Origin of the sequence: Rhodoferax sp. (assembly GCF_011391645.1) — a bacterium.
Classification (GTDB): domain Bacteria; phylum Pseudomonadota; class Gammaproteobacteria; order Burkholderiales; family Burkholderiaceae_C; genus Rhodoferax.
Map to the genome: position 1 here is coordinate 43,059 of NZ_JAABQC010000004.1, position 10,780 is coordinate 53,838.

Below are 10,780 nucleotides of genomic sequence, written 5' to 3' on the forward strand. Positions count from 1 at the left end.
AGGCTCTTCGTGAGCCTTTTTTTATGGCGCAGGCCTGACCCCTGCGAGCGCTACGCGAGGTAGTCAAAGACCGCAATACTCTCGACATGGGCGGTGTGCGGAAACATGTTGACCACGCCCGCACCGCTGCACTTGTAACCCGCCTGGTGCACCAACACATCGGCATCCCGCGCCAGCGTTGACGGGTTGCAGCTCACATAGACAATGCGTTTGGGTGGCAGCCAGGCATTGGCACCCGGCGTGGCAGGCTCCTCTGACACCCCCAATCTTTGCTGATGCAGACTGGCCAGCGCCCGCGCCAGGGCAAAGGCACCTTCGCGGGGTGGATCCACCAGCCATTTGTCGGCAACACCATCGGCAACAAGTTGCTCTGGGCTCATTTCGAAAAGATTCCGGACGGCAAAGTCAGTGACTGCCAACTGTTTGCCAGAATTGGCTGGCTCTTTGTTGTTCAGGTAGTTTTCGCGTGACCGTGCCACCAACGTTTCACTGCCCTCAATGCCCAAGACCTCACGCGCCCGTGTCGCCAAAGGCAGGGTGAAATTGCCCAGACCGCAAAACCAGTCGATCACCCGCTCATCGGCTTGCACATCCAGCAAACTCAGGGCGCGCGACACCAGCACACGGTTGATCTGCGGATTGACCTGTGTGAAATCTGTTGGTTTGAACGGCATGGTGATGCCAAATTCGGGCAAGGCGTAGCTCAGCACATCACCGCCTTCGTCGAGCAAACACACGGTTTCAGGCCCCTTGGACTGCAACCACCACTGCACACCCGCATGCTGCAGGGCAAAGTCGCGCAGTTTGGCCAAATCGGCATCGCTTAAAGGCTCAAGATGACGCAACACCAACGCCGTCACGCTGTCCCCGCAGGCCAATTCGATTTGCGGACAGGTCTCTACCGCTTCCAGCGAGGCGATCAGCGCGCGCAAAGGCATCAGCAAGGCATCCACATGCGGTGGCAACACCGGGCACACCTGCATGTCGGCCACATAGCGGCTCTTGCGTTCGTGAAAACCCACCAACACCGTGCCTTTTTTTCGCACGTAGCGCACCGACAACCGGGCACGGTAGCGGTAGCCCCAGGCCGGGCCTTCGATCGGGCGAAAAATGGTCTCGGGCTTGAGCTTGCCCAGATGCCACAAATTGTCTTCCAGCGCCCTTTGTTTGACCGCCACCTGCGTGCTCACATGCAGATGCTGCATCTTGCAGCCACCGCAGGCGCCGGTGTGCAGGCCAAAGTGCGGGCAATGGGGTTGCACCCGCTGCGAGGATTCCCGGTGGATGGTGGTAAGCGTGCCCCGCTCCCAACTGTGCTTGGTGCGGTTGATGTTGGCGCTGACGTATTCAAAGGGCAATGCGCCTTCGATGAACACCACTTTGCCGTCCGCCTTGTGGGCCACACCCTGCGCCTCCAGATCCAGAGACTCCACATACAGCCAGTCGGCAGGCATGGCAGCTTTGTCGGCCGCGGGATCAGTCGCTTCAGTCATTCAGTTCAACTCTTGGTGGTGCCCGCCTGGACGGGCATGAGACGGCTCACTCAACGGGCAGGCAGGTACTTGGCAGGGTCGACCGGCTTGCCCTGGCGACGCACCTCAAAGTGCAGCTTGACACGATCGGCATCACTGCTGCCCATTTGGGCAATTCTTTGCCCCTTGAGCACGGCCTGGTCTTCTTTCACCAACAGCGTCTGGTTATGGGCATAAGCCGTCAGGTACACATTGTCATGCTTCAGGATGATCAGATTGCCGTAGCCGCGCAAACCGGCACCCACATACACCACACGGCCATCAGCGGCGGCCAAAACTGGATCACCAGCCGCCCCACCAATGTCAAGCCCCTTGTTTTTGACCTCATCAAACCCGGCCAGCACTGTGCCATTGGCGGGCCAGACCCAGTTGATTTCCGAGTCTGTTGCAGTTGTTGGCTTGCTATTGGCTGTGGCAGGCACACTGGACTCGGCAGGCGCGGTTGAGCTTGCCGGAGCCACTGGTTGCGTCAGGCTGCCCGCATTGACCACCGGTTTGGTCACCGCCTGAACCACCACCTCCTGGTTCACCGGAGGCAGCACGCGCAAAACCTGACCCACTTCAATGCGGTTGGGGTTTTCGACTTTGCTCCAGGCTGCAATGTCTCGCGGACTCTGGCCATTTTCCAGGGCGATGCGGGTCAGGGTGTCGCCTGGTCTGACGGTGTAATAACCCGGCTTGCCGGCATTTTCAAAGCCTTGGGGTTGCTTGACCAGTGCCGAGTTATCGACTGGCGTGCCGCCACCCGTCACGCGCACCTCAACTGGCGCCCGGTTAATGCTTTTGGAGCTGCAGGCCACCAAACCCAACAACACACAGGTTGATGCCAAAGACAAACCCAACCATCGTTTCAAACCCGTCATATCACCCCCAATCATGCAATACCCGATTTTAAGGGGACAAAGTAAACGCCTTCCATCACCGACTGGCGCACACCCTGTGGTGTTTTGTCGATCACCACCAGAACCTGTTTGCCCGCATGCATGGCGCCGGCAGACACTGGCGCCACCAGCCTGCCGCCCACGGCCAACTGGTCAATCCAGGCTTGCGGCACAGCCTCGCCACCAGCCGCCGCAATGATGCCGGCATAGGGCGCGCCTTTGGCATAACCCGGCATCCCGTCGCCAAACAGCAGGTGCACATTCGCCAGCCGCAAATGGCGCAGGTTGTTGCGCGCCTTGTCATGCAACCCGCGCAAGCGCTCCATCGAATAAACCTCCTGGCACAGCAGGCTTAGCACTGCAGCCTGATAACCACAGCCTGTTCCAATTTCAAGAACCCTTCCCAGCCGGCCGGGGCTGCCCTGACGCAGCAGTTCCAGCATCCTGGCCACCACCCCGGGCTTGGAAATGGTTTGCCCCAGGCCAATGGGCAGGCTGGTGTCTTCATACGCCTGGTTCACCAAGGCAGTGTCAACAAAACGGTGGCGCTCAATGCTGCCCAGCGCCTGCAACACCGCAGAGTCCGTCATGCCTTGCTGCGCCAGCTTGGCCACCATGCTTTGGCGCACCGCGCTCGAATCCAGGCCAACGCCGTGAATCAGGGTGTTTTTGTACGCTGACACGGCCACTGGCCTTTGCGGCGTGCTCGGCCGCACGGGTGCGACCGGGGTGTTGCGCGTCTCCAGCCTGGCCGGAAAACCGGGCCGCAGCTTACCGCTGCCGGGGTTGGGCTGCGTCATCAATCGACCAGACTGGCGAGCTTGGCCGCGGTTTGCGCCCAGTAACCCAAATGGTCATGGTCCGTCAGGTCCACCTTGAGCGGCGTCATGGCAATATGCCCCTGCGATGTCGCATGAAAATCAGTGCCCTCGGCCTCGTCCTTCGCCGGACCTGCCGCACCAATCCAGTACATGGTTTCGCCACGCGGGCTTTTTTGGGTAATCACCTTTTCAGCGGAGTGGCGTCGGCCCAGGCGACACAGCTTCAAATGGCCCAACTCGGCCAGCGGCAGGTTGGGAATATTCACATTGAGCAACCAGGGCGTGTTGCCAATCAGGTTTTGCTGTCCCATTTGCAGCACCAGGTCGCGCGCCTTGATCGCCGCCGCATCCAGGTTGTGCCAGTCCCGCTCCACCTGCGAAAAGGCAATGGCCGGGATACCAAACAAATATCCTTCCATGGCAGCACCCACGGTGCCCGAATAAATGGTGTCATCCCCCATATTGGCGCCGTTGTTGATACCCGCCAACACCAGGTCGGGCCGATAGTCGAGCAAGCCCGTCAAGGCAATGTGAACACAGTCGGCCGGCGTGCCGTTGACGTACCTGAAGCCATTGGCCGCGAGATGCACGTACAGCGGAGTGTGCAGCGTCAGCGCGTTGGACTTGGCGCTGTTGTTGTGCTCGGGCGCCACCACCTCGACCGTGGCCACGTCTTTGAGCGCCTCATAGAGCGCCACAATGCCGGGCGCCTGAAAACCGTCGTCGTTACAAATAAGAATTTTCATCGTATGGCCCTATTAGACTTGAAGTATAGGGTGCCAAAGCGCTTTGGACAGCCTTCATGGGCTGGACCGGGCTCGCCCTGTAGGACAATTCCGGCTTAACTACAAGGAGCGGGTCATGGGTGTTATTTTCTGGATTGTGCTGGCAGTGATTGTGGTGTACGCCATCACGCTGTACAACAGCCTGGTCAACGTCAAGAACGCGGTGTCAAAAGCTTGGGCCAATATTGACGTGCTGCTCAAGCAGCGCCATGAGGAACTGCCCAAGCTGGTGGACACCTGCAAACAGTACATGCAATACGAGCAAAGCACTCTGGAAAAAGTGATCCAGGCGCGCTCCAGGGTGTCAGAGGCCCGCCAATCGCATGACCTGGGGGCATTGGGTCTGGCCGAAGGCGCCCTGCGCAGTGGGCTTGGACAGCTGTTTGCACTGGCCGAGTCTTACCCCGAACTCAAAGCCAACGAGCAGTTTTTGCACCTGCAGGCACGCATCAGCGGGCTTGAAAACGCCATTGCAGACCGGCGCGAGTTTTACAACGAAAGCGTGAATATCAACAACGTGGCCATTGAGCAGTTTCCGGGGGTGGTTGTGGCGCGGCTGTTTAACTTCAAGGCGTTTGACCTGCTGAAATTTGCTGCCGCAGAACTTGAAGATGTGAGCATCGCTGACCGTTTCAAGGCTTGATGCCATGCTGGTGCGCGGCTTGCGCGGCTTGACTCACCTTGGGCTGAACCTGACCGGGCTGGCCACCGGCCTGTACATCGCCCTGTTTGCCATCGCGGCGCAATTGGGAATCGGGCAACAGGCAAGCTGGTGTCTGGCAGGTGCCGCCCTGCTGGCGGGTGCGGCTTGGCTGGGCAACCTGCGCCGCGCCCGGGCCATTGCCGAGTTGGCAACGTCGCGCATCGCCTCGGCAGCACAGGGCTATGTGGAGGTCATGGGCCGCGCCAGTGTGGACGCTGACAACCTGATTTTCACCCCACTGGGTGGCATCCAGTGCATTTGGTACCGGTACAAGCTCTTTTCCAAAGACAACGCCAAGCGGGAGTGGCGTCAAATTGAAAGCGGCGTGAGCAGCGCCACATTTGACATCAGCGACCCAACCGGTGTCTGCACCGTTGACCCCGAGCACGCTGAAGTGGTAAGCCCGCAAGTGCGCACCACTTACCCCGGCAACCACAAGCTGGTGGAAGAATTGCTGTTTGGCGGCAGCACGATCTATGTGCTTGGCGACTTTTCGACCATCGGCGGGGCGAGCACAGCCCTGAGCTTGCGAGACGATGTGGGCACGTTGCTGAACCATTGGAAGCAGGACCGCACCAGTTTGCACCAGCGCTTCGACCTGGACCGCAACGGCACCGTTGATCTGCATGAGTGGGAGTTGGCCCGCAAGTTGGCGACCAAAACGGTCGAGCGCCAGCACCGCGAGATCCGCCAACGGCCGGGCGTTCACCTGCTGGGCGCGCCCCGGGATGGGCGCCTGTTTTTAATTTCAGCCCTGTCACCCCAGGCGCTTCGCAATCAATTTTTGCGCTGGAGCTTTTTCCACCTGGCGATGGGAATCGTGGCCACCGCTGGATGGTTTTATCTGGCCTGAGGATTCCGTCCGGGAGGATGGGTCAGTCTGGCTTTTCAAAAACGTCAGCAAGGGCGACCACTCGGTGTGCAGCGCTTCACTCGGGTCGTGGCGCCCGGAAACGGTCAACAGTTGTACCCTGCCCGCTTGCCCGGCGGCAAGCAGGCGCCGTGCATCGTCAAATGGCACGATGTCGTCGTCTTCGCCATGGACCAGCAACACGGGGCAGCGCACCCGGGTCATGCTGCGCATGGGAGCAATGTCGTCGAAGCGGGCTCCGATGACCCGCTGCACGTGGCGCAGCACATACCAACCCGCGCCGAAGTAGGGAATGTGATGGCTCGCCAAAAAGCGCCGCATCACCTCATAGGGGTGGGCAAACGCGCTGATGCTCACCACCGCGCGGATGTCGCTGCGCCGCGTCGCACTCAGCAGGGCGGCACCCGCGCCCACCGAATGGCCCAACACTGCCATTCGGTGGGCGTCAACCTGGGGTTGTTGTGCCAGCCAATCCAGACCAGCTTCAATGTCCTGGGCAAAACGCGGCAACGAGGTGAAGGGTTCATCATCGCTGGCACCATGGCAACGCGCATCGAGCAGCAGCACAGCAAAGCCACCCCCCTGCAGCGGTGCCACCGACGGCAACATCATGCTGGCGTTGGCGCCCCAACCATGCATGACCAACACCGCAGGGGCACAAGGCACCCCCGGCACTGGCACAAACCACGCAAACAATGTTTTGCCATTCGGCCCTGGCACATGCACCGGGGTCGCCACCAGCCCAAGGAGATCAGGCGTGGTTTGGGCTGCGACGCGCGGTGCGCGCAAACCCCTCAAAATCAGGGCGTGGGCGGCGGCGCGCAGCAGCCACAGCCCAGCCAGGCCCAGCACCAGAGTCAACAACATGGCGCGGGCGGCCGGCAACGGTTGAGTCGCCTACTTGGGAACCATGAAGGTAGACTTTTCGTCCAGTCGGCCAGGGCTGTCAAGCGACTCCACGGCAAAGTGAATCTCATGAGTCCCGGGCGCTGCCGCATCTGGCGGGGCCTGCACCCGCACCGCCATCGTGCGGGCCTCGGTGGAGGCGATGTCGATGGTGTCTTCAGAAGTCACGAGCAGGCCGGGCAAGCCGCTCACTGACACTTTGTAGCGTTGCGGAACCTCGGTGGCGTTCATCACCTGAATACGGTAGACGTTTTCGATCATGCCAGCGTCAACCACCCGCGCCATCACGCCACGGTCACGCACCACATTGGCTTTGAACGGCGTGCGCGTCGCCAGGCTGACAAAAATGGCCACCACAATCGCCAGCAGGATGCCGGTGTAAATCAGCACCCTGGGCCGCAACACACGCCGCACCGTCTGGTCCTTGGTCCAGTTGTTTTTCATGGCATTTTCAGTCGAGTACTTGACCAGGCCGCGCGGATACCCCACCTTGTCCATCACCGTGTCGCACACATCGGCGCAGGCACCGCAGCCAATACACTCGTATTGCAGGCCATTACGGATGTCAATGCCGGTGGGACAGACTTGAACGCACAAACTGCAGTCCACACAAGCACCCAGGTTCAAGGTGTTGAGGTCGGCCTTTTTGGAGCGTGCACCGCGAGGTTCGCCGCGCTCGGTGTCATAGGTCACGATCAACGTGTCCTTGTCGAACATGGCGCTTTGAAAGCGGGCATAAGGGCACATGTGTTTGCAGACCTGCTCACGCATGAAACCGGCGTTGCCATAGGTGGCAAAACCATAGAAAAAGACCCAGAAAAACTCCCAGGCGGCCAACTGGCCACCCAAAAATGCCCCGGTCATGTCGCGCATGGGCACGAAATAACCGACAAAGGTAAAGCCGGTCCAGAAGGCAAAGGCAAGCCACAAAAAGTGCTTGCCGGCCTTGCGACCAAACTTCTCGGCAGTCATCGGACCCTCGTCACGGCGCACCCGGGCCGAACGGTCACCTTCCAGCAATTTCTCGATCCACAGAAAAATCTCGGTGTACACCGTTTGCGGACAGGCATAACCGCACCACAAGCGCCCTGCCACGGCCGTGAACAGAAACAGCGACAAGGCCGCGATGATCATCAAACCGGTGAGGTAAATGAAGTCCTGCGGGTAAAGCACCAGCCCGAAGATATAAAAGCGGCGCACACTCAAATCAAACAGAACTGCCTGGCGCTGGCCCCACTCGATCCAGGGCAAGCCATAAAAAATGATTTGCGTGACCCAAACCATGATCCAGCGCCATTTGGAAAACAGCCCCGACACGCTGCGCGGGTAAATTTTTTGGTGCGACGCGTAGAGCGACACCAATTCCTCGTCGGGCTCCGCAACGGCGATCGGTATCACCTTTTTTGGTTCTTTGTTTTCATTGCTCATCAGGGTTTCCTCAAAAGATATAGACAGATTATTTTTGTTCGGGAAGCGCCGCCATCTGCGCCAGGAATTCATCACGCGTGAGTTCCGCAAACAACGGATGCCAACGGCGCTGTTCCTGCACTGTACTCACAGCGCGGGCGCGCTGCTCGTGGCCGGCAAACAAAAGGGTTTCATCAGGCAATGTGAAGACGCGCTGGGTCACGCTGTCCCACAAGAGTTCAGGCTGCGCCGGGCGGGATTGGTGCCGACAGGCCGTCACAGCCAGCAGGCCGCCGCAGAACAAACGGTCGCGCCAGCCAAAGCTCAGGCAGTTGGGTGTGTGCCCGGGCGTTCTGAGCACATGGATCAATTCATCTCCGAAGGCAAGCACGGAATCATAAGCCAGTGGCAAGGTCTCGAGCGTGTCACCTTGAACCAGGGGGGCGTCAAGACTTTCCAGTTGAACACGTTCACCTGGCAGTTGCGCATCATGCTGGTGAGTGCGCAACACCCAGCGCAATTGCAAATCGCGCTCGGCCAACAGTGCCAGCAGCACAGGCAAGTCTGACGCATGCGGGTCAACCAGCACCGCTTCACGGGCGTCTTGGTCGGCCAGTAAATAAGTCAATTCGCCGCTTGTCTTGTCGTTCAAAATACGGAAGTACATGTCAAAAGTCCCGCCGTTAAAAGATTTTTATGGCGGCTGGTGTGTGAGTCGCCATGGCAGTTTTCGTTCAATTGCTGGTTAACAAACAAGAATCGTGCCGAAACGCAGAAAACGGTTTTATTTCAATATATTCAATGGGTTATAAAATATTTGATGGCATTTTTATACCTTGGATCAGCACATAACTGCCAATATTGGCAGTCAATGACATGACATATTCAGGCGCTTGGTTAACGCATAAGCCATGAAACTTTGTCGTCCCCGCAACATCTGTTCTTGGTATTTTCTCAGATCGGCGCGCCCAAAGCCGCGCTTGACCCCTCACGCCCAATGCCCAGGACCGGCACCACACTTGGCAGTTTTTTATAACGATGCAACTTAAACCACGTCGTCTTCACCAATCAGCAACCTGCCCTCAGCCAGAAACTTGTGGGGTGGCACTTCCAGGTTGGTCGGTGCGGGTTTGTTTTTGAACACGCGCCCGGCCAAGTCAAAGGTAGAGCCATGGCAGGGGCAGAAGAAACCACCTTGCCAGTCGGCACCCACGCTGGGGTTGGCAGCGCCGGCTGCCACCGCGTTGGGCGAGCAACCAAGGTGCGTGCAAATGCCCACTGCCACAAAGTATTCTGGATTGATGGATCGGTGCGGGTTCTGCGCATAGCCGGGCTGCTGCGATTTGACGATTGATGCCGGGTCCACCAGTTGGCCATCCTGCGCGGCCAGGCTTGCCAGCATCTCGGGCGTGCGGCGCATCACCCACACCGGCTTGCCGCGCCACTCAACGGTTTTCACTGAACCGGGGGCAATGTCTGAAATGTCAGCCTCCACCGCCGCACCGGCCGCTTTCGCCCGCTCGCTCGGCGCAAAACTTGACACCAGCGGCACAACAGTGGCGGTTACCGCCACGCCCGCCGCGGCAACGGTCAGCAACACCATCTGGCGGCGCTCGGCGTCGTGGTCACTGGCATTGGCGGCCAGGGCGTCAAAGGGCACCGTAAGATTCATCGTATTCTCCAAAAAATTAACAAGCAGTTCAATTCAACAAGCGTCATGGTTGTGCACGACGAGAACAAATGTTGAGCAACACCTTCACAGCCTTCAATTACCATGCCAATCCTAAAAATTTAACAATACTGTTTATATTCAATGCTTTACATCATGTTTTTAAAATAAACCTCAACTCAGACAAACCGCGCAACTGCCATATATGACAGTCTTGGCAGCGTTTTGGCATATATTCAGACTCATCTGATTTCAGGATTCACCATGAAACCCTTGCCCGAACTCATGTCATTCGTTGAAGGCTTGCCCGAGCCGCACATCTTGTTTGACAACCAGTACCGCATCCTGGCCGCCAATGCGGCTTACCGGCGCCAGTTCAGCCCGGACCGCAGCGTGGTCGGGCGCACCTGTTATGAGGTTTCGCACCGCTTCAGCGTGCCGTGCGATCAGGCCGGTGAGTCGTGCCCGCTGGCGCGCTCGCGCGAATCGGGCCAGCGCGAACGCGTGCTGCACCTGCACCACACTTCCAAGGGCGAGGAATACGTCAACATTGAACTGGCTCCGTTGCTCGATGCCACTGGCCAGCAGGCGTTTTATGTGGAAAAAATGGAGCCCCTGCGGGTGGCGAAGGGGCAGGCGGCAGCGCAGGGCCTGATCGGCCGCAGCCCGGCATTTGTGCACATGCTCAGCCTGGTGGCGCGGGTGGCACCGTCCATGGCGACGGTGTTGCTGCTGGGTGAGTCGGGCACCGGCAAGGAACTGGTGGCACGCGCATTGCACGAAGCCAGCAGCCGCGCAGCCAAAGCGCTGGTGCCGGTGGATTGCTCCAGCCTGCCCGAGACCCTGTTTGAATCCGAGTTGTTTGGCCATGAGCGTGGCGCCTTCACTGGTGCCAACACCGCCCGCGGCGGCCTGGTCGAGGCGGCCAGTGGCGGCACGCTGTTTCTGGATGAAGTGGGCGACATTCCGCTCACCATGCAGGTCAAACTGTTGCGTCTGCTGGAGACCGGCACCTACCGCCGGGTCGGCAGCACCGAGCAGCGCCACGCCGACATCAGGGTGGTATCTGCCACGCATCGGGATCTGGACCAGATGGTCGCACAGGGGCGCTTTCGGGAAGATCTTTACTACCGTCTGAGCACCTTCCCCATCCATCTGCCGGCGCTGCGCGAGCGCTCTGAAGATATCAGCTTGCTCAGCAACGC

General features: G+C 59.2%; 11 protein-coding genes. 3 read left to right on the top strand and 8 right to left on the bottom strand.

The window, feature by feature from the left end; genetic code table 11:
* Nucleotides 1–50 precede the first annotated feature (50 nt).
* From rlmD to surE, 4 genes are read right to left on the bottom strand one after another with little or no spacing between them, the layout of a single operon-like run.
* Nucleotides 51–1,493, bottom strand: a complete 1,443-nt coding sequence (rlmD, locus tag GPS82_RS01305; RefSeq protein ID WP_296490289.1) for a 23S rRNA (uracil(1939)-C(5))-methyltransferase RlmD — start codon at nt 1,491–1,493, stop codon at nt 51–53.
* Nucleotides 1,494–1,543: 50 nt separating this feature from the next.
* Complete coding sequence (locus tag GPS82_RS01310) at nt 1,544–2,395, bottom strand: peptidoglycan DD-metalloendopeptidase family protein (RefSeq protein WP_296490290.1); 852 nt, start codon at nt 2,393–2,395, stop codon at nt 1,544–1,546.
* 11 nt (nt 2,396–2,406) lie between these two features.
* Entirely contained in the window at nt 2,407–3,213 is an 807-nt protein-coding gene (locus GPS82_RS01315; protein WP_296490291.1) for a protein-L-isoaspartate(D-aspartate) O-methyltransferase, read from the bottom strand.
* Nucleotides 3,213–3,980 (bottom strand): 5'/3'-nucleotidase SurE, encoded by a 768-nt coding sequence (gene surE, locus GPS82_RS01320; RefSeq protein ID WP_296490293.1) that lies wholly within the window; start codon nt 3,978–3,980, stop codon nt 3,213–3,215. Before surE ends, GPS82_RS01315 begins: the two co-directional genes overlap by 1 nt.
* A 115-nt stretch (nt 3,981–4,095) precedes the next feature.
* Between surE and GPS82_RS01325 the strand changes: the two genes are divergently transcribed.
* Both GPS82_RS01325 and GPS82_RS01330 read left to right on the top strand, forming a co-directional pair.
* The gene (locus GPS82_RS01325; RefSeq protein ID WP_296490294.1) at nt 4,096–4,662 is read left to right on the top strand and encodes a LemA family protein; all 567 of its coding nucleotides are present in this window, start codon (nt 4,096–4,098) and stop codon (nt 4,660–4,662) included.
* 4 nt (nt 4,663–4,666) lie between these two features.
* Nucleotides 4,667–5,575, top strand: coding sequence for a hypothetical protein (locus GPS82_RS01330; RefSeq protein ID WP_296490296.1), 909 nt, complete (start codon nt 4,667–4,669; stop codon nt 5,573–5,575).
* Here GPS82_RS01330 and GPS82_RS01335 read toward each other — a convergent pair.
* From GPS82_RS01335 to petA, 4 genes are all read right to left on the bottom strand, one after another.
* Nucleotides 5,480–6,460 (bottom strand): alpha/beta fold hydrolase, encoded by a 981-nt coding sequence (locus tag GPS82_RS01335; protein ID WP_296490298.1) that lies wholly within the window; start codon nt 6,458–6,460, stop codon nt 5,480–5,482. The two genes, GPS82_RS01330 and GPS82_RS01335, sit on opposite strands and share 96 nt — an antisense overlap.
* A gap of 30 nt (nt 6,461–6,490) precedes the next feature.
* Nucleotides 6,491–7,927, bottom strand: coding sequence for a cytochrome c oxidase accessory protein CcoG (gene ccoG / locus GPS82_RS01340; protein WP_296490301.1), 1,437 nt, complete (start codon nt 7,925–7,927; stop codon nt 6,491–6,493).
* A 28-nt stretch (nt 7,928–7,955) separates the two neighbouring features.
* Complete coding sequence (locus tag GPS82_RS01345) at nt 7,956–8,573, bottom strand: hypothetical protein (protein WP_296490303.1); 618 nt, start codon at nt 8,571–8,573, stop codon at nt 7,956–7,958.
* Nucleotides 8,574–8,951: 378 nt separating this feature from the next.
* A complete protein-coding gene (gene petA / locus GPS82_RS01350; RefSeq protein ID WP_296490304.1) occupies nt 8,952–9,578 on the bottom strand; it encodes a ubiquinol-cytochrome c reductase iron-sulfur subunit in 627 nt (208 codons plus the stop codon).
* A 261-nt stretch (nt 9,579–9,839) separates the two neighbouring features.
* On the opposite strand from petA, the gene GPS82_RS01355 reads away from it, so the two are divergent.
* A partial coding sequence (locus GPS82_RS01355; RefSeq protein WP_296490305.1) for a sigma 54-interacting transcriptional regulator occupies nt 9,840–10,780 on the top strand: 941 nt, incomplete at its 3' end.

What these genes read in the sequence shown, in the direction of transcription:
- rlmD (WP_296490289.1), bottom strand. Translation starts at nt 1,493, where the DNA reads ATGACTGAAGCGACTGATCCCGCGGCCGACAAAGCTGCCATGCCTGCC.
- GPS82_RS01310 (WP_296490290.1), bottom strand. Translation starts at nt 2,395, where the DNA reads ATGACGGGTTTGAAACGATGGTTGGGTTTGTCTTTGGCATCAACCTGT.
- GPS82_RS01315 (WP_296490291.1), bottom strand. Translation starts at nt 3,213, where the DNA reads ATGACGCAGCCCAACCCCGGCAGCGGTAAGCTGCGGCCCGGTTTTCCG.
- surE (WP_296490293.1), bottom strand. Translation starts at nt 3,980, where the DNA reads ATGAAAATTCTTATTTGTAACGACGACGGTTTTCAGGCGCCCGGCATT.
- GPS82_RS01325 (WP_296490294.1), top strand. Translation starts at nt 4,096, where the DNA reads ATGGGTGTTATTTTCTGGATTGTGCTGGCAGTGATTGTGGTGTACGCC.
- GPS82_RS01330 (WP_296490296.1), top strand. Translation starts at nt 4,667, where the DNA reads ATGCTGGTGCGCGGCTTGCGCGGCTTGACTCACCTTGGGCTGAACCTG.
- GPS82_RS01335 (WP_296490298.1), bottom strand. Translation starts at nt 6,460, where the DNA reads ATGTTGTTGACTCTGGTGCTGGGCCTGGCTGGGCTGTGGCTGCTGCGC.
- ccoG (WP_296490301.1), bottom strand. Translation starts at nt 7,927, where the DNA reads ATGAGCAATGAAAACAAAGAACCAAAAAAGGTGATACCGATCGCCGTT.
- GPS82_RS01345 (WP_296490303.1), bottom strand. Translation starts at nt 8,573, where the DNA reads ATGTACTTCCGTATTTTGAACGACAAGACAAGCGGCGAATTGACTTAT.
- petA (WP_296490304.1), bottom strand. Translation starts at nt 9,578, where the DNA reads ATGAATCTTACGGTGCCCTTTGACGCCCTGGCCGCCAATGCCAGTGAC.